A 24,867-nucleotide genomic window follows, 5' to 3' on the forward strand; every position below is an offset into this window, starting at 1 on the left:
TTTCTTTGCCGCTGCAAAGAAAAGTAGGTGCCGCCCCGCACAGGGGCAACGCTGGCAAACCGCCACGAAATCGCGGACGCCAGCAAAAGCCAAAAAGCAAAAAAGCAAAAAGCAAAAAGCAAAAAGCAAAAAAGCAAAAAAACCTAAACCGGAATCATGGCAACAACAGCGCCACGCGCAGCAGCAATAGCCGCCGCCTCGGTAGCAAACACAGTGTGATCAACAACCTGTTGAAAAGGCAGCACAGGAACGGCTGCCTCAGCCCCATCATCAAGCTTCCGAACGGAAGCAAAAGCCGCCCACCCACCGTTATGAATAAACTGCATGGCAGACAATTCGAGCTGATAAGGTCCAAAGTTTTCTACACGCATCGATATTCTCCGTGCGATCGCCAGAAAGGCGATGAACACTGCGCGAAGCGCAAGGCGGTCGCTACATAACCGCCTTCTGGCAAAGAAACGCTGAATCAGGCGCCAACCCGCGCCTCAAGCTCCGCGATGCGCTTGCGCAGACTGCGGTCTTCCTGGAAGCGCGCGGTTTCATCACGGATCACCGCAACGATGCCCGTCAATTCGCGCTCAGGCGAATACAGCAATGCAACAGTAAAAGCGATGGACAGCGCACGGCCATCCTTGTGAACGGAAGGCACGCGTAAAAGATCGTGACCGTAGCGCGTCTGTCCCGTCGCCATGGTCTTTTCATAACCTTCCCAATGACGCCCGCGCAGGCGCTCGGGAATGATCAGATCGAGCGATTTGCCGAGTGCTTCTTCCTCGGTGAAACCGAACATGCGCTCCGCGGCGGGATTCCACAGCGTAATCGCGCCGCTCTTGTCGGAGATCACGACGGCATCGCCGATCGCGTGCACCAGTTGTTCATAGTCGATGGCTGCTTGCATATAGGGGCTCGTGTGTATTTGGGCTTCGCTGCCGCTCAGTTGAAAACAGCGCCACGCGGGCGCTGTTCTGCGGACTGCGCTGCTCTCCAGGCAGCGCAGTCCGGTCAAACGCCTGCTTCGATTACACCACCTTCGCTTCCTTCATGTTCGCGATCTGGTCGAAGCTGTAGCCGAGGCCTGCAAGCACTTCTTCCGTGTGCTCGCCGAGCAGCGGCGAACCCGTGATTTCCGGCTTCATGTCCGAGAACTTGATCGGGCTGCCGACCGTCAGGTACTTGCCGCGTGCCTTGTGGTCCACTTCGACGATCGTGCCGCTCTTGCGCAGCGATTCATCGTTCGCGATTTCCTTCATCGACAGAACCGGCGAGCAAGGAATGTCGAACTTGCGAAGAATGTCGACAGCTTCGAACTTCGTCTTGTCGGCGAGCCACTGTTCGATCGTGTTGAAGATATCGAAGATGTGCGGCTGACGTGCCTGCGCCGTCTTGTACGCCGGATCGTCGATCCATTCCGGCTTGCCGATTGCGCGGCAGATCGGCTCCCATGCGTGGCCCTGAACCGTGAAGTAGATGTACGCGTTCGGATCCGTTTCCCAGCCCTTGCACTTCAGCACCCAGCCCGGCTGACCGCCGCCGCCCGCATTGCCGCCGCGCGGCACGACATCGGTGAATTCGCCGTGCGGATACTGCGGATACTCTTCGAGGTAGCCGACGCGGTCCAGACGCTGCTGGTCGCGCAGCTTCACGCGGCACAGGTTGATCACGCTGTCCTGCATCGACACGGCCACCTTCTGGCCCTTGCCCGTCTTGTCGCGGCCGATCAGCGCCGTGAGAATGCCGATCGCGAGGTGCATACCCGTGTTGCTGTCGCCGAGCGCTGCTGCGCTGACGGTCGGCGGGCCGTCCCAGAAGCCCGTCGTCGATGCCGCGCCGCCTGCGCACTGCGCGACGTTTTCATAGACCTTCAGGTCGTCGTAGTGGTGGCCGTCGCTGAAGCCCTTGACGGAGGCGACGATCATCTTCGGGTTCAGTTCGTTGATGCGCTCCCACGTGAAGCCCATGCGGTCCAGCGCGCCCGGTGCGAAGTTTTCGACCAGCACGTCCGATTCCTTGATCAGACGTTCGAGCACTTCCTTGCCGTCCTGCGTCTTCGTGTCGAGCGTCAGCGAACGCTTGTTGCTGTTGAGCATCGTGAAGTACAGCGCGTCGGCTTCGGGAATGTCGCGCAACTGGTTGCGCGTCACGTCGCCGGCACCGGGACGTTCGACCTTGATCACATCCGCGCCGAACCAGGCAAGCAACTGGGTGCACGCCGGACCTGCCTGGACGTGCGTGAAGTCGATGATCTTGACGCCTTCGAGTGGTTTGCTCACTTTTGTATCTCCGTGATGGGCTGCTATTACTTTTTCATTGCCGCGCTTTGCGGGTTCAGATTGGTCAGGCGTCCGCTTTCCGTGCCCGCCGCTTCGTCGATCACTGCGTTGATGAGCGTCGGCTTGCCGGAAGCGATCGATTCCTTCACGGCCTTCTCCAGCTCTTCGGGCGTCGTCACGTTGTAGCCGATGCCGCCGAATGCCTCGATCATCTTGTCGTAGCGTGCGTCCTTGACGAACACCGTCGGCGCAACGTCCTTGCCGCCCGTCGGATTCACGTCGGTGCCGCGATACACGCCGTTGTTGTTGAAGATGATCGTGCAGACAGGCAGGTCGTAACGGCAGATCGTTTCGAGTTCCATGCCGCTGAAGCCGAACGCGCTATCGCCTTCGATCGCGAGCACCTGCTTGCCGCTCGTCACGGCTGCGCCGATCGCGAAGCCCATGCCGATGCCCATCACGCCCCACGTACCCGAGTCGAAGCGCTTGCGCGGCTGGTACATGTCGATGATGGCGCGTGCGTAGTCGAGCGTGTTCGCGCCTTCGTTCACGACGTTGATATCCGGGTTCGCCTTGACGATGTCGCGCAGCACGCGCAGCGCGCTGTGGAAGTTCATCGGCGACGGATTCTTCGCGAGCGTCGCGGCCATCTTTTGCAGGTTCGTGTTCTTCTTCTCGTTGACCGCGTCGATCCACTCCTTCGGCGGCTGCGGGAAGTCGTCGCCAACCTGATCGAGCAGCGAGGCGACGCACGAACCGATGTCACCGACGAGCGGCGCCGCGATCGCGACGTTGCTGTCCATTTCCTGCGCCGAGATGTCGATCTGCACGAACTGCTTCGGCTTGCCCCACGTCTTGCCCTTACCGTGCGACAGCAGCCAGTTCAGACGCGCGCCGACCAGCACGACGACGTCCGACTCAGCCAGCACGAACGAACGCGCAGCCGAAGCCGATTGTTCGTGCGTGTCGGGCAGCAGGCCCTTGGCCATCGACATCGGCAGATACGGAATGCCCGTCTTCTCGATGAATGCGCGGATTTCCTTGTCGGCCTGCGAATACGATGCGCCCTTGCCGAGCAGCACCAGCGGACGCTTCGCGCCCTTCAGCAGATCGATTGCGCGCTTCACCGAATCCGGCGCCGGCAGCTGGCGCGGCGCAGCGTCGATCACACGGACGATCGACTGCTTTGCCTTCACGGCGTCGATGGTTTGCGACAGCAGCTTTGCGGGCAGGTCGAGATACACGCCGCCCGGACGGCCCGACACGGCAGCGCGAATGGCGCGTGCGAGGCCGATGCCGATGTCTTCAGCGTGCAGCACGCGGTACGCAGCCTTCGCGTACGGCTTCGCTGCGTTCAGCTGATCCATTTCTTCGTAGTCGCCTTGCTGCAGGTCGACGATTTCGCGTTCGCTCGATCCGCTGATCAGGATCATCGGGAAGCAGTTCGTCGTGGCGTTGGCGAGCGCCGTGAGACCGTTCAGGAAGCCAGGTGCCGACACCGTGAGACAGATCCCGGGCTTTTGCGTCATGTAGCCCGCGATTGCGGCTGCGTGACCTGCGTGCTGCTCGTGACGGAAACCGATAAAGCGCATTCCTTCCGCTTGCGCGAGGCGCGCGAGGTCGGTGATAGGAATGCCGACCAGACCAAAAATCGTGTCGATATCGTTCGCTTTCAGCGCATCGATGACGAGGTGGAAACCGTCCGTCAATTGTTGTGCGTTCTCTTCAGCGGATTCTTGCGGTCTGATCTCAAGTACATCTGCCATGACGTCTCCTCCTTGGCCGGGTGTTGTGTGCGTCTCGTGATATACAATATTCCAAACACAATATTAGTCAACGGATTTTTGCAGGTGCGTTTCAGGTTGTTGCGTTGCAAAAATTGGCTAGAGCTTTGTGTCTGAAGGGTCTGGGCGCCTGAATCGTGCGGTGCATCAAGCGCCCGTACGGGATAGTCCTGGGGTCGATTCGTGTCGCTTCGGCCTCAGTCCAGAAAATCGCAATGCGCTTCGACGTACAGCGCGAGGTCGAGCGAGTGCTGACGCACGAGCGTTTCGACGCGCTCTGTGTCGCGCGCTTCGAGCGCCTCGATGATGCGCATGTGGTCTTCGATCGAACGCGAAGCTCGATCGCTCTGCGCGATCGTCATGCGGCGTATCGCGCGCACGTGCATGAAGATGTTCTTGATCGTGTCGAGGATGATCTGTGACCCCGACAACTCGACGAGCGCCTGGTGAAACGCGATGTTCACCTCGGAGTACTCCTCGATGTGATCGGTCGGCATCGCCGAGTGGAAATCGTCGAACATGCCGCGCAGCTTCGCGATGTCCTCGTTCGACGCCCGCAGGGTCGCGAGCCGCGCCGCCACGCTTTCCAGCGCGGCCCACATGCAGATCATCTCGACGATCTCTTTCTTCGTCTTGCGCAGGATATAGACGCCGCGGCGCGGCACCGTGCGCAGGAAGCCTTCCTGTTCGAGCAGCGTCATCGCCTCGCGCACGGGCGTGCGACTCACGCCGAGCGCTTCCGTCAGTTCCTTTTCATCCAGACGCACTTCTTCACGCGAGTGATAGATGTCGGTGTTCGCGATCGCCTGTTTGAGCCGCGCGTACGCCTGATCGCGCAGCGACGCCGTCGCGTTGATCGGCGTGAGGTTCAGGCTCAATGGGACCGCGCGGACATTCTCTTGCGTGTCGGTGGACATGATCGACGTGTCTCCTCGATGTCGAAAACGGTGGTGGCCCGCTCGACGGACGCGCCGGATACGGCGTGGTCGTTCGGCCTTTCTGCGTGTCTGCAAATACCGCTTTGCATATGTGCAATACTGTATATCACATATCTTATCGTCACCAATTCTCCTGCACCCTAGGTTTGCAGCGTTCTTTTCATAAATGATGATGAATAGTTTTCAAAGAAAACTTTAACTATCGTGAATTGATCGGTGCGCCTAAGCTGTCTTTACGCAACCGATTGAACTGGAGGGGATGATGCGCAACGCACACGATCAACACCGGACCGACTACGACCGCGCCGTCGAGACGCAGCTGTGCGCGTTCAATAGCGCATTCGCCGATCTTGGTTTGCGGTTCCGCTGGGACGCGGAGATGCTGACGTCGCTCGCGACGATTGATGGCGAGCATGCTCGCGTTGTGGCTTATCTGAAGGCGCATCAGGCGCATTTGCTGAATGCGTATAGCGCTGAGTTTTTGTGTGCTGCGATTCTGGCCGGGAAAAGTGCGCGTACTTCTGATGTGCTGCCTACTCGGGTTGTTGCATCTGGCGATGCGCGTTCTTCTTCTGGTTCGGTGTTCTCTCTTTCGCAGTACTTTTCTGATGATGCAGTGCCTGCACTTGCAGGTGCCTGACGGTTTTTTCTACGACGCTAGTCGCCATTCTGGTCTTTTGGCTTTTTGCTGCGCTGGCGTCCGCGATTTCGTATTGGTGCTTCACGCGTCGCCCCTGTGCGGGGCGGCACCTACTTTTCTTTGCAGCGGCAAAGAAAAGTAGGCAAAAGAAAGCCGCTTTTGTACCTCCGGTGCCCGCCAGGATAGCGCTTCGGCATGCCGCAGTTGAGCCGTCGCGCAGCGACGTCCGCACTCCGTAGAAAGCCCGCAGTCAACCGCGCATTGCGCGAAAACCCCACACACAGTCTGGAACACATAACGCCGCAATTGGGCCGACGGCAAACGGACAAGACCAAGCCGACCGAATGTGCCCCAGGTGGATGTCATCTTTCGCGCTGCGCGCGCCTGACTGCGGGCTTTCTACGGAGTGTTGGCGTCGCTGCGCGACAGCTCAAGGAACGTGCGCCGTGGCGTTATTCTGGCGGGCACCGGAGGTTTGAAGCGGCTTTCTTTTGCCTACTTTTCTTTGCCGCTGCAAAGAAAAGTAGGTGCCGCCCCGCACAGGGGCGACGCATGAAGTACAGATACGAAATCGCGGATGCCAGCAAAAAGAACTATTACTCGCCAGAACTGGCACTAAGCCCAGAAGCACGAGCCGAGGAAGAAGCGGCGCTTGCCGACGCCCCCTCCTCGATCCACCTAGCCCGCATCGGCGCAAGCACGAACTTGGCCGAAACACCGGCCGCAATCGTAATCACAGCCGACACGATAAACACGAGATTCCACCCGCCGGCGGCGGACAAAACCGAAGCCAGCGGCACGAGCAAAGCAGCCGTCCCCTTAGCGGTATACAAAGTCCCGGCATTAGAAGCAGCAAACTTGCTACCGAACGTATCGGCACAAATCGCCGGAAAGATCGAAAAGATCTCACCCCAGAACAGGAAGATCAAAGCGGCGAACGTCATGAACGCATAAGGGTTCTGCCCATACTGCATCATGCCCAGCAGTGCGAGCCCTTCGCCGATAAAAATCGCGAACATCGTATTCTCGCGGCCGATCTTGTCCGAGATGAAGCCGCACAGCGGACGCGTAAAGCCGTTGCAGATGTTGTCGATCGACAGCGTCATTGTCAGCAGCGGCAGCGTCATGCCGAACATCGTCATCGGCAACTTGGCGAGGCCCCAGTCCTTCGCGATCGGACCGATTTGCGCCGTCGCCATCAGGCCGCCCGCCGCAACCGCGACGAACGACACATAGATCACCCAGAAGACGGGCGTCTTGATCATCTGCCCCGGCGTGTAGTCGACCTTGCTCACCGCGAACTTGCGCTTTACGCCCGCAGTCGAGCGCGCCACCGGCTTGTGCAGCAACAGCGCCAGCACGAAGATAGCGACGCCCTGCAGAATGCCGAAGAACAGGAACGTATGCTCATAACCCGTGCGCGTAATCATGTTCGCGATCGGAATCACCGTCACGGCTGCGCCCGCGCCGAAGCCCGCAGCTGTCAGGCCTGCGGCAAGACCGCGCTTGTCCGGGAACCACTTCAGCGCGTTGCCCACGCACGTGCCGTACACGCCGCCCGCGCCAATGCCCGCCACGACAGAGCCGATGTACAGCTCGGGCAACGTCGTCGCATGCGAGAACATCATCCACGCGAGACCCGCGCAGATCGCGCCGCCCGCCACGACAGGACGCGGACCGAAACGGTCGACGAGCCATCCTTCGATCGGGACCAGCCATGTCTCCGTGAGAATGAAGATCGAGAACGCAAGCTGAATCGATGCTTCGCCCCAGTGATGCCGCGCGTTCATCGGCGCGACGAAGAGCGTCCAGGCGTATTGCAGGTTAGCGACCAGCGCCATGCACAGCATGCCGATCACCAGCTGACACCAACGGTTTGAGAGCATGCCGCTCCCCGTCGCCTGTCGGGTGTTTCCATTCATGAGCATCGTCTCCGCTTTCTATATTGTCTCGATGCTGGCCGCGCCATTCGTGATGACGCCGCTGCATCCGCCTTACTGATTTTCTTCTACCCGGCGTTGGGGACTTGTCGACAGACCTGCGTAGTTAACCATTCAAACAGGCTGTGAGTCTTTACATTTTTATTCCAATGGCCTGCGGATTTTCCCCAATGCGATGCACATAAAAGTCCATTCGCACGCGTTAACCCTTATCGCAAGCCACTTACCGGGCGAACCCATCGTAAGGGCCCGCGCCGGATTGCGAATAATTAAAGAAAGTTATCGAATCTATTCGCGATCGTTTATAGATGCGATGGCGCGGTACGCGCAGGGGAGGATGCCGGTTGGCAATGAGGGAAGATGCGGACATCCGGAAAAGGATGCCCGCGATAGGTCAATGACGTACCAAGCCGTGCTCAGTCGAGGAAGTCGCAATTCGCCTCGATGAATGCCGCAAGATCCAGCGAGTGCTGGCGCGCCAGACGTTCGGCGAGTTCGGTGTCGCGCTTCTCGAGCGCTTCGATGATGCGCAGGTGATCGACGATCGAACGCGACGCGCGGTCGCTCTGCGAAATCGTCATGCGACGAATCGCGCGCACGTGGATGAAGATGTTCTTGATCGTGTCGAGAATGATCTGCGACTTCGACAACTCGACAATCGCCTGATGGAACGCAATGTTCGCATCCGAGTACTCGGCGATATGTTCCGCCGGCGTCGAATCGCGGAACTGGTCGAACATGTGGCGCAGCCGCGCGATTTCTTCGTCCGTCGCATTCAAGGTGGCAAGACGCGCGGCCATGCTTTCGAGCGCGGCCCACATCTGCACCATCTCGACGATCTCGCGTTTGCTCTTGCGCACGATGTAGATGCCGCGACGCGGTATCGTGCGTACGAAGCCTTCCTGTTCGAGCAGCGTCATCGCCTCGCGCACGGGCGTGCGGCTCACGCCCAGCGATTCACTGAGCGCGCGGTCATCGAGACGAATTTCTTCGCGCGACGCGTAGATGTCGGCGTCGGCAATCGCCTGACGCAACATCGCATACGCGCGGTCGCGCAGGCTGGCGCTGGTGCCGATGGGTTGCAATGACAGTGTGAACGGCGTGGCCGCTGGCTGGCTGTCGAGTTCTGACGACATGCATCGCCTCTGATCCGGTCGGTGCGAATGAACACCGTAGGTTGGTTCAAGCGGCGTGCTTCGCCGCCCCCGTATCGCGCGTGTCTCCTGTTGCCGTCGTCGTCACGCGGACTCTGAATGTATTTAGTATATCAGCGTGTGAGGTATTGTCGACGGGAAGCCGCATGCACGCTGGCCCGGCGCAGCGTTCGGTCGAGGATCAGACCGACGATCAGGGATTCGGAACGGTCGTCGCGGCGCCTGTCACGGCCGCCGCTGTCAAAGCCTCGGGCGCCGACGCTTCGTGCGGCGCTTCATGCGCAATCGGGCCGCACTGAAGCCGGCCGCTGTCGCTGGATTCGAGCTCGGCGGCATTCAGGTTCGCGCAGGCCGCATCGACGATCGTGCCGATGTCGTGCCGGTTGCGCTCACGCGCGGCGTGCTTCATTTCATCGTGCAGCCAGCCGCTGAAACTGCAGACTGCGAACACGGCAACGGCGGAAAGGACGGACTCGGTCTTGGTCAAACGCATCTTTTGTTCTGGCTTTGCATGAAGGACGGCCATCCACGTTATCGGCAGCGGCGCGAAAAGCTTGAATGAATCAGCGCGCGCGGTAGAAGCCGTCGAACAGCGCAATGGGCGCATCGACGGCCAGCGCACGCAAAGGAAAGCACTGCGCTAGGTCGTGCAAGCGCGTTTGCCGCGCGACACGTTCGAGCAATATCGCCTTCATGTCCGGCCGCACGTCGCCGCGCCGGTCGAGAAACTGGCCCCACAGCGGCATATTCTGAAAGCGCGCGGACGATTCGCGCGCCGTTTCCACATAGCCCGATGGAAAGAGCCTGCGATAAGCGGTCAGATTGTAGAGCCACGAGGTGCCCAATACGCGCTGTACAGGCAAATGCGTTTGACGCACGTAATCGAATAACGCGCGCAATTCGGCACGCCTTTCTTCAACACGCTCGCAACTCAACGGTGAATAATTGCCAGATTCCGCATTGGCGAAATGCAGGCGAATGGCATCATTGCCCGCATTCGAGTATGAAAAACAGCCGAATGCCGCAACCAGCGACGGCGGCGGCACAGACGGCCGCGTGAGAAAGAAACGCCAGGTCCAATCCACCGCGTCCGATGCGTTTTGCAACCCGTCGATATAAATCCGCCACACAGCATCGTTAGCATCGAATTCGCGGCCCAGGCCAAAACGGATATAGAAATTCGTGTAGTGCAACAGCGCCTGTTCGCGCGACATGCCGGAAATAGCCGCGACGCGTTCGGCGAATTGCCATTGCAGTTCGAAAAATGCCCGGCTATATCTGGTCACGCATCGCCCTTCATGCAAATTGTGTCGAATCGATCGTCTTGGTGTTAGCTGAAATGATCCTTTAGCTCGCCGATTGCTTCAATAGCACGAACATTACCGCCGGCTTTCGAAAATCGAATAAAGAGCCGCAAACGACAATAAACAGTCAACTTATTGGAGAGCGTCACATGGCCGTCGAACCCGAGAGTTTCCGCGATCAGTTTGTCTCGCTGTTTCAGTCGGCCGTCGATCAGGTGGTGCGCGGCAAGACGCCTGCTACGTCGCTCGCCTCGCGGCCCGGCACGGACAACGCGCTGGTCAATGCGGCGGCCGCGATCGGCGCGATGAAATCGCAAGGACAAGGACAGACGCCGTTGCCCGACGCCGCGCCAGGCGGCATCGCGCAGGACGCGTGGACGTGCGCGAAGATGGGCTTCGCGCTGCTGCAGGCGCGCGCCCGCGGCGATACGGCGAGCGCGGCCAGCATCGAAGACGATCTGCGCTTCAATGTCTGCGATCCGGCCTGGATCGAGACCATCGGGAGCTACATGGCGTTTTTCGGACCCGACGGCAAGCGCGCATCGATTCCCTACCGGCGCGCGCCGTCGATCGGCCCGGTCACGCTTCCGTTGAAAGCGGGCGCGACGGTCGCGCTGATCGCCGACTGGGGCACGGGCACGCAGGTCGCCGTCGATCTGCTGAAGCAGGCCGCGTTGCAAAACCCCGATGTGGTGATCCATCTCGGCGACATCTACTACTCGGGCACGCCGCAGGAGTGCGACGCGAACTTCCGGAACATCGTCGACACGGTGCTCGAACGCAGCACGAAAGACATCCCTGTCTACACGCTCGCCGGGAATCACGACATGTACTCGGGCGGCGCCGGCTACTACGGCCTGATCGACACGCTCAACGATCACGCGCGCCGTCAGCCGGCGAGTTTCTTCTGTCTGCGCAACGACGACTGGCAGTTCGTCGCGATGGACACGGGACTGCACGACTACATTCCGATCGTCGGCAACGACATGCTGACCTTCCTCGAAAAAGACGAGGAAGACTGGATCACCGAACGCATCGCCGAATTCGACGGCAAGACGATTTTGCTGTCGCACCATCAGCTGTTTTCCGCGCTGTCGGAGATCGGTCGGCTTCAGCCCGGCAACAAGCTGATTGCGCACAACCCGAAGCTGCTGCCGAGCTTCCAGCGTTTCGCGCAGGCCGCGAAGCAGCCGATCTCCGCCTGGTTCTGGGGCCACGAGCATAATCTGAGCATCTATCAACCGTACCTCGGATTGAACCGCGGACGTTGCATCGGGCATGGCGCGGTGCCCGTGCTCATCGACGGCCCGGAGAACGCACCGGATGCGCGCATCGTCAATCCGCCCACGCTGCAAAACGTATTGCTGAAGCAGGCGGACAAGGTCTACACGCACGGCTTCACGATCATCCGGCTCGGACAAGGCGCGCAGCATGCGCAGGCGTCGGCGGAGTACTACGAAAGCAGCGACGGCACGACGCCCATGTTCACGGAAACGCTCTAGCGCTTCGTCGACGCCTTCACACGTCGACGATCACTTCGAAGCCTCCGTAGATCAGCCGCTTGCCGTCGAACGGCATCGGCATGGTCTCGGGCTGAAGGCGCGGATCGGCCATGACCTTTTTCATGCCTTCGTCGCGCACCGCGCGCGAAGGCCACGCGACCCACGAGAACACCACCACTTCGTCCGGCTCGCGCTTCACGGCCATCGGAAACGACGTGAGCTTGCCTTCGGGCACGTCGTCGCCCCAGCATTCGACGACCTTCAGCGCGCCATATTCCTTGAAGACGCCTGCTGCCGTCGTCGCGCACTGGCGATACAGCTCGCGATTCTCCGCCTTGACTGCCACCACGAATCCATCCACGTAGTTCATTGCCACGCTCCTGTGCGAGGTTGTCGGAAGCCGGGCATAAAAAGCGTCGCTGCCCGGTTCTATACAGACGACGATCGGGACGACGGCAAATCGACAGCATTCCGACAATTTTCACGTTCGAGTGCGCGCGGCTGCACGCATCGCGGGCCGCACCGGTGTCATAATTCCGCGCAGCGTCCAGCAGACATTTCCAGCCATGGTTTGAACAACATGTCGAGCGTGTTCCATCGGAAGATTGGCAGCATTCTCGGATTGCTCGCAATCCTGATGGCGACGCTCGCGCCCACGGTCTCGCAGGCCATTGCGGCGAGCCGCGGCGCCTACGATCCCGCCGCCGCACTCTGCTCGGCGCAAACGGCCAGTCCCGCCGATACACAGGAAGACAATCCCACCGACACTCACACACTGGCCTCGCACTGGCATGCATGCGGCTATTGCAGCCTGCTCACGCACGTGCCCGTGCTGCCCGCGTCGCCGTCTACCTTCGCCCTGACCGTCGCTGCCGTCGCGCAGCGTGTCGCGACGCGCTTCGAAAGCGTCGCGCTGATCGCACCGTTCGAAGCCGCGCAGCCGCGCGCGCCGCCCGTTTCCGTCTGAGCCGATGTTGCGTTGCGGCCGCGCCGTCATGGCGCAGCCGTTTTCGCGCGTGCCGCTGCGCCCCGCGCAAGCGGTCCGTGCGCGCTTCCACTCAGGATGAAACGATGAACACCCGACACGACGGGCGCGGCACATTGCCGTTCGCCTGCTGCATGCTTGCAGCCCTGCTTTTCCCTTCCCTCTTCCCGTCCATTTCGCATGCGCACGCGATTGCGGGCGACCGCGTCTTCCCCGCCACGATGGCCATCGACGACCCCGGCGTCGGCGATGAACTGAATCTGCAATACGGACATCAGCGCGTACCCGGCGACGACGGCGACCAGAGCGTCAACACGTTCAGCTTCGAATACGACAAGCTGATCACGCCGCGGCTCGCGGTGTCGATCGGCGGCGCCTACGTCGGACAGAACAATCCGACTGCGCATGGCTTCGACAACTTCAGCGTCGGGCTCAAATATCTGCTGTACGTGAACGAGGCGCACGAGTTCATGACGTCGATCGGCGTCGATGCTGACCTGGGCGGCACGGGCAGTCATGCGATCGGCGAGAGCTTCTCGACCATCTCGCCGACGATCTTCGCCGGCAAGGGCTTCGGCGACCTGCCCGATTCGCTTGCGTATTTGCGGCCTGTCGCGATCACGGGCGAAGCAGGACCGGCGCTCACGACGGGCGCGGGCCAGCCGAACGCGTTCAACTACGGCGTGACCGTGCAATACAGCCTGCCTTATCTGCAGCAGCATGTGCGCGACGTCGGCTTGCCGCAGCCGCTCGCGAATCTGATACCCATCGTCGAGATTCCGTTGTCGCGCAGCCAGGGGCAAACCACGGGCACCGTGAACCCCGGCTTTATCTGGGTCAACCGCTACGGACAGTTCGGCATCGAAGCGCAGATCCCCGTCAATCACGCGAGCGGTTCTCATGTCGGCGTGCTGGTGCAGGCGCATCTCTTCTTCGACGACATCGCGCCCACGACCATCGGCAAGCCGCTCTTCCACTAACGAGGACACATCCATGAAGCACTCGACACGACGCGTGACGACGCTCGCCCTTGCACTGGCACTGACACCGCTCGCCGCATTCGCCCACGTTTTTCCGCAGAAACAGGAGCCCGGCGCGGGCACGACCGTCGAAGCGCCCGCGAAGGTGACGATCGCCTTCGACGGTCCGCTCGAACCGGCATTCAGTTCGCTGACCGTGACGGATGCGTCGGGCAAGCAGGTGAACACCGCGAAATCGACGGTCGATGCGCAGCAGCCGGCCGTCGCGTCCGTCGCACTACCGACGTTGGCGGCGGGCAAATACACGGTGCATTGGGTGGCCGTGGCATCGGACGGTCATCGCACGCACGGCGACTATTCGTTCAACGTGAAGTAACGTCTGGAGCACGGCCCCCTCTGCTGCAAGGCAATAAAAAATGTCGTAAAAACTGGGCTCGAACGTGCAGCGGCAGCGGCATGGCCGCGGTATGGCGCGGCCGTACGCCGCATCGAGGGAGGCCGTGCTACTGTCGCGGCAAACGCATGGCACGTCCGGCATGCACGTCTCGTTGACCGTTCAACCCCGCTACGGAGTGTGCGTGAACAATCCGCTGATTTTCGGCTTTGCGCTCGTCGCATTCGATGTCGTGATCTGGCGTTGCGCTGTACCCACCAACGAAGTCGCGCGGCTGCTGGTGCGCCTGTGCATCTACGCCGCCTTTAGCGCGCTACTGTTCAGTTCCGGTCTGAGCCCCTTCTCGCAGGCGCCGTATGCGGATTCGAGGCCGCTGCATCTGCTCGGTCAGGTGCTGGAAATCATCTGGTGGCTGATGGGCTCGCGCCTGCTCAGCATGGCGCTCGACACGCTGCTGCTGCCGAAAAGGTGGCGTCGTCAACGGCTCTTTCAGGACGTGTTCGGCGCACTCGTGTTTCTCGCCGCCGTCGTCGCCGCGCTTGGCTTCGTGCTCGAATTGCCCGTGCGTGGACTCGTCGCGACATCGGGCGCGCTCGCAATCGTGCTCGGTCTCGCGATCCAGAGCACGCTGAGCGATGTGTTCGCCGGTATCGTGATCAACACGACGGAGCCGTATCACATCGGCAACTGGGTCATCATCGACGGCGTCGAGGGCAAGGTGCTGGAGATGAACTGGCGCGCGACGCATCTGCTGACTTCGCAGGGCAACATCGTGATCGTGCCGAACGCCGTCGCGGCGAAGGCGAAGATCACGAACACCAGCCGGCCGCCGGAGCTTCACGGCATCACGCTCATGCTCGAGATCACGCCCGAAGCGCGTCCGAGCACGGTGATCGCCGCGCTCGAAGCAGCGCTCGCGGGCGTGCGAGCGGTGATCGCCGACCCTGCGCCGTATGCGATCGTGAAGCGGACCAGCGCCAACGCCGTGATCTACGAAGCGACGGCGTACGTCGACGATACGAGCAAGAAGCTCGCGGTCACCAACGAGCTCTATGACCTGTGCTACCGGCAGCTCGAGGCAGCGGGCGTTCCGCTGCGGCCGCTCGGCGCCGGCTATGCAGCGCCCGCGCCTGCGCTGGAAGCCGATCCGCGCATGAACCTGCTGCGGCGCGTGGACATCTTTGCTGCGTTGACGCCGGATGAGTTGAAGGGGCTTTCGCCGCTGCTATCGCGACGCGACTACGAACGCGGCGACACGGTGGTGACGCCGGACAAGGTGCTCGACCAGTTGACGATCGTCGATTCGGGCGCGCTGTCTGTCGTGGCAGAGGATGCATCCGGTCCTGTCGAGGTGACCCGGCTGGGTCCCGGTGATGCTCTTGGCGAAGCCGGTCTGCTGGCGGGTATGCCGGCGCGTGTGACCATTACCGCGCTGACCGCGGCGACTGTGTTTCAGTTGAAGAAGGATGATCTGACGCCGTTGTTGAAGGATAAGCCGGATGTGGCCCGGCTCATGTGCCAGATGTTGTCGAGGAGGAGCGATACGCTCAATAAGCTCGGGACGCCGACGCCTGTTGCTCAGTCGGAGCAGTCGGTGTTTCAATGGTTACTGGATGGGATGAAGAAGTTGCATGATTTGACGTTTTGATTTTTTTTGTCTGCGACGCTAGTCGCCATGTTCGTTTTTTGTTTTTTGCTGCGCTGGCATCCGCGATTTCACGTCGGTATTCATGCGTCGCCCCTGTGCGGGGCGGCACCTACTTTTCTTTGCAGCGGCAAAGAAAAGTAGGCAAAAGAAAGCCGCTCACACCGCCAATCCTTGTGTTTGCCTGCGGGCCCCCAACCGGTCCCGCACTCCAAACGGCGCCGCACTTTTTCACGCCCGTTGCCAGCGCTGCTGGATTTGCATCCCCCACTTCACACTCCCGCGTCACGCGCCGCGTTACCCGGCAGTCCACGGCCGCCCAGGTGGCAAACTGTGTGTAGGCCGTCGCGCCGGAAATGCACCACTTCGGACTGAAAAGCAGGATCGGTGTCGTAGGATCGCGAACGCGTAAGGTGCGACAACCTACACACAGTTTGCCACCTGGGCGGCGTGGGCCATTCGCTGCCGCTGGCTGCGCTACGGGTGACTGGAGTGGGTGATGCATTTGTTCGATGCGTTGGCAACGCGGGTAAGCTAGTGTGATGCCGTGTGGAGTGCGGGACCGGTTGAGGGCCCGCAGGCGATGACTAGCATTGGCGGTGTGAGCCGCTTTCTTTGCTTACTTTCTTTGCGGCGGCAAAGAAAGTAAGTGCCGCCCCGCACAGGGGCAACGCATGAACGACGAAGGCAAATCGCGGATGCCAGCGAAGAACACACCAGTAAAACCACCATCACTAGAATGCCGCTCGCTAAGCAAAAGATACCGGGCAAACAGAACAGTCATAGACAGACTGGACCTGAAGCTCGCCGCAGGCGAATTCATAGCCATCATGGGCGACTCAGGCGTCGGCAAATCGACGCTACTGAACCTGATAGCGGGCCTGGACCGCGCCGACTCAGGCGATGTCCTGATCGACGGCACGCCGATCTCCACCCTCGATGACGACGCCGCAACGCGCCTGCGTCGCCAGAAGCTCGGCTTCGTGTTCCAGGCCTTCCACGTGCTCCCACATCTGACGCTCGCGCAAAACGTCGCGCTGCCGCTGCTGCTGAACGGCCTCGCGCCGCAACGCGCCCACGACATGCTCATGGCCGTCGGTCTCGAAGGCCGCGACGACGACTTGCCGCGTCAGTTGTCGGGCGGTGAACTGCAACGCGTCGCGATCGCCCGCGCGCTCGTGCATCGTCCGACGCTGATCCTCGCCGACGAGCCCACCGGCAATCTCGACCCCGACACCGCCCATGAAGTGCTCGCGCTGCTGCGCGAAGAAACCAAAGCGAACGGCGCGGCAACGATGATGGTCACGCACTCGGAAGCCGCCGCCGCCTTCGCCGATCGCGTGCTCGTGCTCAGCGACGGCAAGCTGCACGCCGCAGACATCTCGCATGCACTGCGCCCTTCGCATGAATGACGCTGTCGTCAACGCAAAAGCGCAGCATGCGCAACACGCCCGCCACGGCCTGCGCACGCTCACCCGCTGGCTGCTCGCCGCCGAATGGCGGAGCCATAAAGGCCGCGCGCTGATCGCCATCGCGACGATCGCGCTCGGCGTCGCGCTCGGCTATGCCGTGCAGCTGATCAACAGCGCCGCGTTCAACGAGTTCTCGGCAGCCGCGCGCAGTCTGTCGGGTCAAGCCGACTTGCAGGTGCGCGGCGCACAGCCCGCGTTCGACGAACACGTCTATCCGCAACTCGCGACCCAACCCGGCGTCGCGCTCGCGAGCCCCGTGCTCGAACTCGACGTCACCGTGCCGAGTCGCAATGCGCCGCTCAAAGTGCTCGGCATCGACGCGTTCCGAGCGAGCCGCATCGCGCCCGATCTGACGGGCGTGACCAGCAGCGACACGCCGCTCGACGCCCTCGCCGACGACGCGATCTTCCTCTCGCCCGCCGCGCAGCAATGGCTCGGCGTGCACATCGGCGACACGGTGACGCTGCGCAGCGGCACGTCCGATGTGCATCTGCGCGTCGCGGGCGGCATCGTCCGCGCGCGGCCCGGACAGCGCATCGCGGTGATGGATATCGCCGCCGCGCAATGGCGCTTCGGACGCGTCGGCAAGCTGTCGCGCGTCGATCTGCAACTCGAACGCGGCGTCGATCGCGAACGCTTCCGGCGCGCATTGCAGGAGCGGCTCGGCAGCCGCTTCGCGGTGGGCGAGACGCACGATATCGAAAGCCGCACCGACCGTCTGTCGCGTGCGTATCGGATCAACATGAACGTGCTCGCACTCGTCGCGCTCTTCACCGGCGCGTTTCTCGTGTTCTCGACGCAGGCGCTCGGCGTCGTGCGCCGCCGCGCGCAATTCGCGATGCTGCGCGTGCTCGGCATCACGCGTGCGCAGTTGCTGCGGCAAATCCTGCTCGAAGGCGCGTTGCTCGGCACGCTCGGTTCGATCGCGGGCATCGCGCTCGGCTTAGCGCTCGCTTCGGCCGTGCTGCGATTTTTCGGCAGCGATCTGGGCGGCGGCTACTTCCCGGGCGTGCAGCCGACCGTCGGCTTCGAGCCCGTTGCGAGCGCGATCTTCGTCACGCTCGGCATCGGCGTGTCGCTGCTCGGCAGTCTCGTGCCCGCGCTCGAAGCAGCGCGCGCGCATCCCGCGCCCGCACTCAAGGCAGGCGGCGAAGAAGCCGCGCTCGGCAAGCTGTCGACGCCGTGGCCCGCGCTCGTCTGCCTCGTGGTCGGCGTCGCGCTGACGCAAGCGCCGCCCGTCTTCGACGTGCCGATTGCAGGGTATCTCGCCGTCGCGCTGCTGTTGATCGGCGGCATTGCATTGATGCCGCGCGTCACGTCAATGCTGTTCCGCGCGCTGAGCCGCGCGAGCAACGGACGACGACGCGCACCCGTGATCGCGCTGGCGCTCGCGCGGCTCGCTAACGCGCCGGGCCAGGCGTCGATTGCGATGGGCGGCGTGCTGTCGAGTTTCACGTTGATCGTCGCGATGGCGATCATGGTGGCGAGCTTCCGGGTTTCGGTGGAAGACTGGCTCGCGCATCTGCTATCCGCCGACGTCTACGTGCGCGTCGCGCCGAACGGCGACACAGGCGGGCTGAATCCGCAGCAGCAAACGATGCTTGCCGCCACGCGCGGCATCCGCCACGCGGCGTTCGCGCGCACGTCGCAACTGACGCTCGATCCGTCACGGCCGTCAGTCGCGCTGCTCGCGCGCGAAATCGATGCCGCCGATCCCGGCTCCAACTTGCAAATCACAGGCGCGACCTTTCCGCCGTCCGCGTTGCGCGAAGGCGAGACACCCGTGTGGGCGTCGGAGGCGATGGTCGATCTGTATGGTTATCACGTCGGTCAACGGCTGACGCTGCCGATCGGAGAACACGGCACGCGCGTCGTCGTGGCGGGCATCTGGCGCGACTATGTGCGGCAGACAGGCGCTCTGGAAATCCGTCTCGCCGACTACCGGCGCCTGACGGGCGACACCAGCGTCACCGACGCCGCTCTCACGCTCGAACCCGGCGTCAGCGCCGCGCAGGCAATCGCCGCGATGCGCGCGCTGCCATTCGCGAGCGCGCTCGACTTCGCGCAACCGGGCGATATCCGCGCGCGCACCTTGACCATCTTCGACCGCAGCTTTGCCGTCACGTATCTGCTGGAGGCCGTGGCCATCGTGATCGGACTGTTCGGCGTGGCCGCGACGTTTTCCGCGCAGACCCTGTCGCGTTCGCGCGAGTTCGGCATGCTGCGTCATGTAGGCGTGACGCGCGGACAGATCCTCACGCTGCTCGCGACGGAAGGCGGCATGCTCACCGCGCTCGGCATCGCGATGGGTTGCGTGCTCGGCTTCGCGATCAGCCTGATTCTCGTGTTCGTCGTCAATCCGCAGTCGTTTCACTGGAGCATGTCGCTGCACGTGCCGTGGCTGCTGCTGTCGGTGCTCGCGCTCGTGATGCTCGCGTCGTCGTGTACGACGGCTGTCGCGGCGGGTCGCCGGGCCGTTTCCGTCGATGCCGTGCGCGCCGTCAGGGAGGACTGGTGATGCAGCGCCATTTCCTTCCGCTCGCGCTTGCCGCTTTGCTCGGCGTTTCCGCAGTGTTCGCGGCGCAACCTCAGTTCGCAACCGTCACGCCCGACAAGCGCGTCGAACTGCCCGGCGATACGGGCGCGCATCCGGAGTTTCGCACCGAATGGTGGTACGCGACGGGTTGGCTCGATACGCCCGATCATCAGCCGCTCGGTTTTCAGATCACGTTCTTCCGCTCCGCGACGGGCCATCCCGCCGACGATCCGAGCGCGTTCGCGCCGACACAGCTGATCATTGCGCACGCCGCGCTCAGCGATCCGAAGCTCGGCCGGCTCGTGCACGATCAGAAGATCGCGCGGCAAGGCTTCGGACTCGCCTACGCAAAGCCCGGCAATACCGACGTCCAGCTCGACACGTGGCGCATGGTCCGCGCGCCGGACGGCCATTACGACGTAACCGCCGATGCCGCCGGCTTCGCGCTGCATCTGACATTCACGCCGACGCAAGCGCCGCTGCTTCAGGGCGACAACGGCTACTCGCGCAAGGGGCCGCTGCCGGAACAGGCGAGCTACTACTACAGCGAGCCGCAGTTGCGCGTCACGGGCAGCGTCACGCGCCCCGCCGCCGATGGCGCGAGCCGCGCTGCCACGCCGACGCCCGTCACGGGCAGCGCGTGGCTCGATCACGAATGGTCGAGCACGCTGCTCGCAAGCGATGCCGTCGGCTGGGACTGGCTCGGCGCGAATCTGTCGGACGGCGCGGCTCTGATGGCGTTCAAGGTCCGCGCCGCCGACGGTCACGCCGTCTGGGCGCACGCCGCGCTGCGCAGCGCCGACGGTCAGGTGAAGCAATACGGCCCCGCCGACGTCGACTTCACACCGACGCGCCAATGGCGCTCACCGCGCACGGGCACGCAATATCCCGTGGCGACTGTCGTCCGGACGGGCGATGTTCGCTGGCAACTTGCGCCTTTGCTCGACGACCAGGAACTGGACTCGCGCGATTCGACGGGCGCGCTGTACTGGGAAGGCGCCGTCATTTTGACGCGCGACGGCAAACAGGCGGGACGCGGCTATCTCGAACTCACCGGCTACGGCAAAAAACTCCGGCTCGAACGGCGCTGAGGCCCGTCCGTATTGGTTGATAAGGGAAAACCCTTAAAAATGGAAAAGTCACTTCCACCGGGAGGTCTTAATCTTAAGCGGCTACATACCTACACTGGCTTCACTGATTGCGAACAGGGCTGTTCGCAAAGTCAAAAGCAAGTTGGAGGTCATCATGAAGTCGCTCATCAAGGCTGTTGCCATCGCTGCTGTGCTCGCTATCCCCGCGGTATCGTTCGCCCAGTCGAACCAGCCCATCACCCGCGCGCAGGTTCGCGCCGAACTGGTCCAACTGGAAAAGGCCGGCTATCGTCCGGGTGCAGGCACGGAAGCGCACTATCCCGATGAACTGCAAGCCGCGCAGGCACGCGTGAACGCCGAGAACGGCGCAGCGAGCGGCTACGGCGGCGTCGCGAACGGCGTGTCGCAAGCGGGCCGCCCGGGCGTCTCGGCTGCCGACTGGAACGCGATGTACAACCGTCCGTAACCCGCTTCGTCGTCGAGTCCCGTTCGCCGCTATTTCGCGCCCGCCGTTCCCGTCGCGGGTGCGATTCGCCAGACCGTGTTGCCGACGTCGTCGGCAACGAGCAGCGCACCGCGCGCATCGAGCGCGACACCGACGGGCCGCCCGAGCGCGTGCCCGTCCGGTGTCAGAAAGCCGGTCAGAAAATCCTCCGGACCGCCCGCCGGCTCGCCCTTCCTGAACGGCACGAAAATCACCTTGTATCCCGCGTACGGCTTCCGGTTCCACGAACCGTGTTGTCCGATAAATGCGCCGCCGCGATACCGATCCGGAAACAGCTTCGCGTCGTAAAACGCGAGTCCCAGCGACGCCGTGTGATTGCCGAGCGCGTAATCCGGCGCGATGGCCCGTGCGACCATCTCCGGGTTCTGCGGCTTCACGCGCGTATCGACGTGCGCGCCGTAGTAGCTGAACGGAAAGCCGTAGAACGCACCCTCCTTCACCGACGTCATGTAATCCGGCACGAGATTGTTGCCGAGTTCGTCGCGTTCGTTGACGGCCGTCCACAGCGCGCCCGATTGCGGTTGCCACGCCATGCCGTTCGGGTTGCGCAGCCCTGTCGCGAACGGGCGCATCGTGCCGCTCGCGATATCGAATTCGACGATGCGCGCGCGATCCGCTTCCGCGTCGACGCCGTTTTCGGCGGCATTGCTGTTCGATCCGACCGTGATGTAGAGGCGCTTGCCGTCGCGGCTCGCGAGAATGTTCTTCGTCCAGTGATGATTGATCGGCCCGGCAGGCAGATCAGCGATCTTCACGCCTTGCGATTCGACGCGCGTGTCGCCGATGCCGTAGTCGAAGCGCAACAGCGCGTCCGTATCGGCGACATACAGCTGGTTACCGATCAGCGCCATGCCGAACGGCGAATGCAGGTTGTCGATGAACACGCTTTGCGTTTCCGCGATGCCGTCGCCATCTGCGTCGCGCAGCAGCACGATCCGGTCGGGGCTCGGCACGCCTGCGCCCGCGCGTTTCTGGAACTGCTTCGTGATCCAGCCGACGATCCCGCGCCCCGTGTCGTGCGGCTGCGGCGTGTTGGTTTCGGCGACCAGCACGTCGCCGTTCGGCAGCGTGTAGAGCCAGCGCGGATGCTCCAGATTCGTGGCGAACGGCGTCACGGCGAAGCCGGGCGGCGCAGTCGGATGCGAGCCCGACGGACGCGCTTCGACGGGCGCGACGTGGACCGTCGGGACGAGCGAGGTGTCGGGCGCGGGCAATGTCGGCGACGGGCCGAAGCTCGCTTCTTCGGGCGCCGTCGATGGCGTGGCGCACGCGGCGAGCGGAATGACCAGGATCGCGGTAAGAGTCGGATGGACGCGCATGGGGCCTCCTGCGTGGATTCAGTTGGTGTCTAGCAAGCGTCCTGCCCAGCGTTTTATCCGGCTTACCCGGCGATATCTATCCACAGAAATTGTTGAGAGGCTTGTGGATAAGCTTGGGGTAGCTGGCGTAAGTCTTTGATGTGGTGGGGGTTTGAGGGTGCGGTGCGGAGTGGGGCATCGAAGTGGGCATCGGGTGGTTCGGCTGGGACCGGCGTGTGGGGAGCGCGACGCGAACGTTCAGTGTGTCGGCACCCTCGGCCTTCGAGGGAAAAAAGGGTGGTCGCGAGACCACCCAAAACAGCAGCAAGCGAGTTCTCGGGGTGATCCAGCCTGCGATTTGCATGGTAGTACGAACTATTCTTAACGGACAATCGGACGTGATAAGACAATTTAAAGTCACTTGTTCATACTCGAGAATCTTCCTGCGAATCACTCGCGCATACCACGCCTTATCCACAGAAACCGTGGAGAAGCCTGTGAGTATCCTGAGCAAGACTCACGCAAGTCCTTGATGCTATTCGAATTGCTTGCGATGCATCGCGGGTCGGTTGGTCGGCACAAAAAGCTGCGCCCGTCGTTATCCACAGATTTTGTTCACAACCCTGTGGACAACACCAGAACTCACCGCCCATCTACCTGACGCATCACGACTTTTCAGCCCAAACCCATCACGCAGCACGCCACACTACCCCCGTGCATGCACACGCTCACGCGTACCCTGCAGCCGCTCGCGCACAAACCGAACATGCTCGCGCAACACATAAAAACCGTCGGCATAAGCGAGCGGCATCCGCAGCATGTCCAGCGACGCCTCGATCCGGTCGAGTTCGGCCAGCAGCCTGGCGCGCTCGTCGGCGGACGAATCGCGCATCGCGTCGCGTTCGATCGCAATCAGCGAACCGTAATAGCGATAGATCCGCGAACGCACCCGCCAGGTGAACAGCGCGGGAATCAGCCGCAGCGCCGGAAACAGCAGCACGGCAATCGGCAGCAGCAACACCAGCAGACGATCGACCACCGTCGCCAGCCAGAACGGCAGCGTGCGGTACAGAAAACTCTTGCCCGACTTGTAGTAGCGCATCGCGTCCTCGCTGATCCGGTATTCCCGGACCACGGGGTTCGGGAACTGCCCGGCTTTCTGCAGCAAGCCAGCCATGCCGTGCACTTCCTGCGCCGCCTCGATCAGCAGATCGGAAATCGCCGGATGCAGGCTCGCGCGCGCGACCAGTTCGGCCGTCGGACTGATCAGATGGATCGTCTCGGGCGGAATCCGGCGGCGCAGGTCGAGCACGCCGGGCGGCAGTTCGAGTTCGTCGAGATACGGAAAGACGCGCGCGTAGGCGGCCGCCTCGTCGAAGTTCAACACCGAGACGCCCGGAATGCCGAGCAGACGGAGCATCAGCACGCGCGTCGCCGAGTCGCCGCTCAAGAGCGCCGCATCGACCTGGTTGGAGACGAGCGCCTTCGCGGCGTCGAGTCCGTCGAGCGGCAGCAGCGTCGTCTCGCCGCCCTGCCCGATGCCGTTCGCTTCGAGCAGCTTCAGCGACAGCAGGCGCGTGCCGCTGCCCTCGCGGCCGATCGCGATGCGCTTGCCATCCAGATCGGACAGCTGCGTGACGCCGCTGCCACGATAGAACACGACGAGCGGCACATAGGTCACGCTGCCGAGCGACATCAGCGACGTCGTATCGCGTCCGCCCGCGACGCCGCCCTGCACGAGCGCGATATCGACTTTCTGCTTCGGATCGAGCAGCCGGTCGAGGTTCTGCACCGAGCCGTCCGACACCAGCACCTTGAGCGTTACGCCGTTGCGCGCGAGGATCTTCTTGTACTCCTCGGCGATCTGCATAAAGGAGCTGTCCTGCGGGCCGGCGCTGATCGTGATCGTTCGCGGCGGCGCCGGATCGACGAGCCACACGACCAGCCAGATGACCACCGCGAACAGCACCACGAACGGTAACGAGGTCAATGCGAGATCGCGCCACACGGGATGCGTGTGATCGCGAAGGAAGTGCGGAGAATGCGGACGAAGTCCTTTCATGTTCCGGCTCGCCTCCGATGTGCGCCACCGTCAATCGTAGCCGTCTCGCGCGATTCTGTGGAGCCACCTTGCGATGCCTCCAAACCCCAGCCAGCCGATGCAAAACGACTGGCCACAACAAAATCGCGCGAGGCACTTGCGCGATCGAAAAGGTGTCTCTATAATTCGCGCCTTCGCTAGGCTCGTAGCTCAGCTGGTTAGAGCACCACCTTGACATGGTGGGGGTCGTTGGTTCGAGTCCAATCGAGCCTACCAACGAATATGCAGTACAGAAAAGCGGCAAGCATCTCGTATGCTTGCCGCTTTTTTGCATTCTGCGTCCGCGCAACTTTACACGCCACACACCAACAAAAAAGCCGAAGAACAA

General features: G+C 62.3%; 22 protein-coding genes and 1 tRNA gene. 11 read left to right on the forward strand and 12 right to left on the reverse strand.

The window, feature by feature from the left end:
- Window positions 1–143: 143 nt before the first annotated feature.
- The 5 genes from QEN71_RS13210 to QEN71_RS13230 form a co-directional block, all read right to left on the reverse strand.
- The gene (locus tag QEN71_RS13210; RefSeq protein ID WP_201651473.1) at window positions 144–371 is read right to left on the reverse strand and encodes a hypothetical protein; all 228 of its coding nucleotides are present in this window, start codon (window positions 369–371) and stop codon (window positions 144–146) included.
- A gap of 95 nt (window positions 372–466) precedes the next feature.
- The gene (locus QEN71_RS13215) at window positions 467–898 is read right to left on the reverse strand and encodes a PAS domain S-box protein (RefSeq protein WP_201651474.1); all 432 of its coding nucleotides are present in this window, start codon (window positions 896–898) and stop codon (window positions 467–469) included.
- Between the two features lie 121 nt (window positions 899–1,019).
- Complete coding sequence (frc, locus tag QEN71_RS13220) at window positions 1,020–2,270, reverse strand: formyl-CoA transferase (protein WP_201651475.1); 1,251 nt, start codon at window positions 2,268–2,270, stop codon at window positions 1,020–1,022.
- A gap of 26 nt (window positions 2,271–2,296) precedes the next feature.
- Window positions 2,297–4,036, reverse strand: a complete 1,740-nt coding sequence (oxc, locus tag QEN71_RS13225; protein WP_201651476.1) for an oxalyl-CoA decarboxylase — start codon at window positions 4,034–4,036, stop codon at window positions 2,297–2,299.
- A 215-nt stretch (window positions 4,037–4,251) separates the two neighbouring features.
- A complete protein-coding gene (locus tag QEN71_RS13230; RefSeq protein ID WP_201651477.1) occupies window positions 4,252–4,971 on the reverse strand; it encodes a GntR family transcriptional regulator in 720 nt (239 codons plus the stop codon).
- Between the two features lie 280 nt (window positions 4,972–5,251).
- On the opposite strand from QEN71_RS13230, the gene QEN71_RS13235 reads away from it, so the two are divergent.
- The gene (locus tag QEN71_RS13235; RefSeq protein ID WP_233471854.1) at window positions 5,252–5,632 is read left to right on the forward strand and encodes a hypothetical protein; all 381 of its coding nucleotides are present in this window, start codon (window positions 5,252–5,254) and stop codon (window positions 5,630–5,632) included.
- Between the two features lie 596 nt (window positions 5,633–6,228).
- On the opposite strand, the gene oxlT is transcribed toward QEN71_RS13235, so the two are convergent.
- The 4 genes from oxlT to QEN71_RS13255 form a co-directional block, all read right to left on the reverse strand.
- Window positions 6,229–7,554: an oxalate/formate MFS antiporter gene (gene oxlT / locus QEN71_RS13240; RefSeq protein ID WP_201651478.1), complete on the reverse strand. Its 1,326-nt coding sequence runs from the start codon at window positions 7,552–7,554 to the stop codon at window positions 6,229–6,231.
- 434 nt (window positions 7,555–7,988) lie between these two features.
- A complete protein-coding gene (locus QEN71_RS13245) occupies window positions 7,989–8,708 on the reverse strand; it encodes a GntR family transcriptional regulator (protein ID WP_201651479.1) in 720 nt (239 codons plus the stop codon).
- Between the two features lie 211 nt (window positions 8,709–8,919).
- Entirely contained in the window at window positions 8,920–9,219 is a 300-nt protein-coding gene (locus tag QEN71_RS13250; RefSeq protein ID WP_201651480.1) for a hypothetical protein, read from the reverse strand.
- Between the two features lie 70 nt (window positions 9,220–9,289).
- Window positions 9,290–10,012: a hypothetical protein gene (locus QEN71_RS13255; protein ID WP_201651481.1), complete on the reverse strand. Its 723-nt coding sequence runs from the start codon at window positions 10,010–10,012 to the stop codon at window positions 9,290–9,292.
- Between the two features lie 167 nt (window positions 10,013–10,179).
- On the opposite strand from QEN71_RS13255, the gene QEN71_RS13260 reads away from it, so the two are divergent.
- On the forward strand, window positions 10,180–11,532 hold the full coding sequence (locus tag QEN71_RS13260) for a metallophosphoesterase family protein (RefSeq protein ID WP_201651482.1): 1,353 nt from the start codon (window positions 10,180–10,182) through the stop codon (window positions 11,530–11,532).
- Window positions 11,533–11,548: 16 nt separating this feature from the next.
- Here the strand turns inward: QEN71_RS13260 and QEN71_RS13265 are convergent, their stop codons facing one another.
- Window positions 11,549–11,902 (reverse strand): DUF1428 domain-containing protein, encoded by a 354-nt coding sequence (locus QEN71_RS13265; RefSeq protein WP_201651483.1) that lies wholly within the window; start codon window positions 11,900–11,902, stop codon window positions 11,549–11,551.
- A gap of 210 nt (window positions 11,903–12,112) precedes the next feature.
- Between QEN71_RS13265 and QEN71_RS13270 the strand changes: the two genes are divergently transcribed.
- The 8 genes from QEN71_RS13270 (at window position 12,113) to QEN71_RS13305 (ending at window position 21,101) form a co-directional block, all read left to right on the forward strand.
- Window positions 12,113–12,499, forward strand: a complete 387-nt coding sequence (locus tag QEN71_RS13270; protein WP_201651484.1) for a DUF2946 domain-containing protein — start codon at window positions 12,113–12,115, stop codon at window positions 12,497–12,499.
- 104 nt (window positions 12,500–12,603) lie between these two features.
- Window positions 12,604–13,497 (forward strand): hypothetical protein, encoded by an 894-nt coding sequence (locus tag QEN71_RS13275; RefSeq protein WP_201651485.1) that lies wholly within the window; start codon window positions 12,604–12,606, stop codon window positions 13,495–13,497.
- Between the two features lie 13 nt (window positions 13,498–13,510).
- A complete protein-coding gene (locus tag QEN71_RS13280; RefSeq protein ID WP_201651486.1) occupies window positions 13,511–13,873 on the forward strand; it encodes a copper resistance CopC family protein in 363 nt (120 codons plus the stop codon).
- 202 nt (window positions 13,874–14,075) lie between these two features.
- Complete coding sequence (locus QEN71_RS13285) at window positions 14,076–15,539, forward strand: mechanosensitive ion channel domain-containing protein (RefSeq protein WP_201651487.1); 1,464 nt, start codon at window positions 14,076–14,078, stop codon at window positions 15,537–15,539.
- A gap of 695 nt (window positions 15,540–16,234) precedes the next feature.
- On the forward strand, window positions 16,235–16,948 hold the full coding sequence (locus QEN71_RS13290; protein ID WP_201651710.1) for an ABC transporter ATP-binding protein: 714 nt from the start codon (window positions 16,235–16,237) through the stop codon (window positions 16,946–16,948).
- The gene (locus tag QEN71_RS13295; RefSeq protein WP_233471856.1) at window positions 16,941–19,526 is read left to right on the forward strand and encodes an FtsX-like permease family protein; all 2,586 of its coding nucleotides are present in this window, start codon (window positions 16,941–16,943) and stop codon (window positions 19,524–19,526) included. Before QEN71_RS13290 ends, QEN71_RS13295 begins: the two co-directional genes overlap by 8 nt.
- Window positions 19,526–20,635 (forward strand): lipocalin-like domain-containing protein, encoded by a 1,110-nt coding sequence (locus QEN71_RS13300; RefSeq protein WP_201651488.1) that lies wholly within the window; start codon window positions 19,526–19,528, stop codon window positions 20,633–20,635. The genes QEN71_RS13295 and QEN71_RS13300 overlap by 1 nt, the downstream gene beginning before the upstream one ends.
- A gap of 154 nt (window positions 20,636–20,789) precedes the next feature.
- Window positions 20,790–21,101 carry a DUF4148 domain-containing protein gene (locus tag QEN71_RS13305; protein WP_201651489.1) on the forward strand — a complete coding sequence of 104 codons (312 nt, stop codon included), beginning with the start codon at window positions 20,790–20,792 and terminating at the stop codon, window positions 21,099–21,101.
- A 29-nt stretch (window positions 21,102–21,130) separates the two neighbouring features.
- Here the strand turns inward: QEN71_RS13305 and QEN71_RS13310 are convergent, their stop codons facing one another.
- Together QEN71_RS13310 and QEN71_RS13315 are read right to left on the reverse strand one after the other, a co-directional pair.
- Entirely contained in the window at window positions 21,131–22,459 is a 1,329-nt protein-coding gene (locus QEN71_RS13310; RefSeq protein ID WP_201651490.1) for a PQQ-dependent sugar dehydrogenase, read from the reverse strand.
- Window positions 22,460–23,144: 685 nt separating this feature from the next.
- The gene (locus QEN71_RS13315; RefSeq protein ID WP_201651491.1) at window positions 23,145–24,500 is read right to left on the reverse strand and encodes a TAXI family TRAP transporter solute-binding subunit; all 1,356 of its coding nucleotides are present in this window, start codon (window positions 24,498–24,500) and stop codon (window positions 23,145–23,147) included.
- A gap of 178 nt (window positions 24,501–24,678) precedes the next feature.
- On the opposite strand from QEN71_RS13315, the gene QEN71_RS13320 reads away from it, so the two are divergent.
- Window positions 24,679–24,755, forward strand: a tRNA-Val gene (locus QEN71_RS13320).
- Window positions 24,756–24,867 lie beyond the last annotated feature (112 nt).

The sequence above is a fragment of the Paraburkholderia sabiae genome (assembly GCF_030412785.1).
Lineage (GTDB): Bacteria > Pseudomonadota > Gammaproteobacteria > Burkholderiales > Burkholderiaceae > Paraburkholderia > Paraburkholderia sabiae.

Coding starts and splice junctions, on each gene's coding strand:
- QEN71_RS13210 (WP_201651473.1), bottom strand. CDS start 371: ATGCGTGTAGAAAACTTTGGACCTTATCAGCTCGAATTGTCTGCCATG.
- QEN71_RS13215 (WP_201651474.1), bottom strand. CDS start 898: ATGCAAGCAGCCATCGACTATGAACAACTGGTGCACGCGATCGGCGAT.
- oxc (WP_201651476.1), bottom strand. CDS start 4,036: ATGGCAGATGTACTTGAGATCAGACCGCAAGAATCCGCTGAAGAGAAC.
- QEN71_RS13230 (WP_201651477.1), bottom strand. CDS start 4,971: ATGTCCACCGACACGCAAGAGAATGTCCGCGCGGTCCCATTGAGCCTG.
- QEN71_RS13235 (WP_233471854.1), top strand. CDS start 5,252: ATGATGCGCAACGCACACGATCAACACCGGACCGACTACGACCGCGCC.
- oxlT (WP_201651478.1), bottom strand. CDS start 7,554: ATGAATGGAAACACCCGACAGGCGACGGGGAGCGGCATGCTCTCAAAC.
- QEN71_RS13245 (WP_201651479.1), bottom strand. CDS start 8,708: ATGTCGTCAGAACTCGACAGCCAGCCAGCGGCCACGCCGTTCACACTG.
- QEN71_RS13250 (WP_201651480.1), bottom strand. CDS start 9,219: ATGCGTTTGACCAAGACCGAGTCCGTCCTTTCCGCCGTTGCCGTGTTC.
- QEN71_RS13260 (WP_201651482.1), top strand. CDS start 10,180: ATGGCCGTCGAACCCGAGAGTTTCCGCGATCAGTTTGTCTCGCTGTTT.
- QEN71_RS13265 (WP_201651483.1), bottom strand. CDS start 11,902: ATGAACTACGTGGATGGATTCGTGGTGGCAGTCAAGGCGGAGAATCGC.
- QEN71_RS13270 (WP_201651484.1), top strand. CDS start 12,113: ATGTCGAGCGTGTTCCATCGGAAGATTGGCAGCATTCTCGGATTGCTC.
- QEN71_RS13275 (WP_201651485.1), top strand. CDS start 12,604: ATGAACACCCGACACGACGGGCGCGGCACATTGCCGTTCGCCTGCTGC.
- QEN71_RS13280 (WP_201651486.1), top strand. CDS start 13,511: ATGAAGCACTCGACACGACGCGTGACGACGCTCGCCCTTGCACTGGCA.
- QEN71_RS13290 (WP_201651710.1), top strand. CDS start 16,235: ATGCCAGCGAAGAACACACCAGTAAAACCACCATCACTAGAATGCCGC.
- QEN71_RS13295 (WP_233471856.1), top strand. CDS start 16,941: ATGAATGACGCTGTCGTCAACGCAAAAGCGCAGCATGCGCAACACGCC.
- QEN71_RS13300 (WP_201651488.1), top strand. CDS start 19,526: ATGCAGCGCCATTTCCTTCCGCTCGCGCTTGCCGCTTTGCTCGGCGTT.
- QEN71_RS13305 (WP_201651489.1), top strand. CDS start 20,790: ATGAAGTCGCTCATCAAGGCTGTTGCCATCGCTGCTGTGCTCGCTATC.
- QEN71_RS13310 (WP_201651490.1), bottom strand. CDS start 22,459: ATGCGCGTCCATCCGACTCTTACCGCGATCCTGGTCATTCCGCTCGCC.
- QEN71_RS13315 (WP_201651491.1), bottom strand. CDS start 24,500: ATGAAAGGACTTCGTCCGCATTCTCCGCACTTCCTTCGCGATCACACG.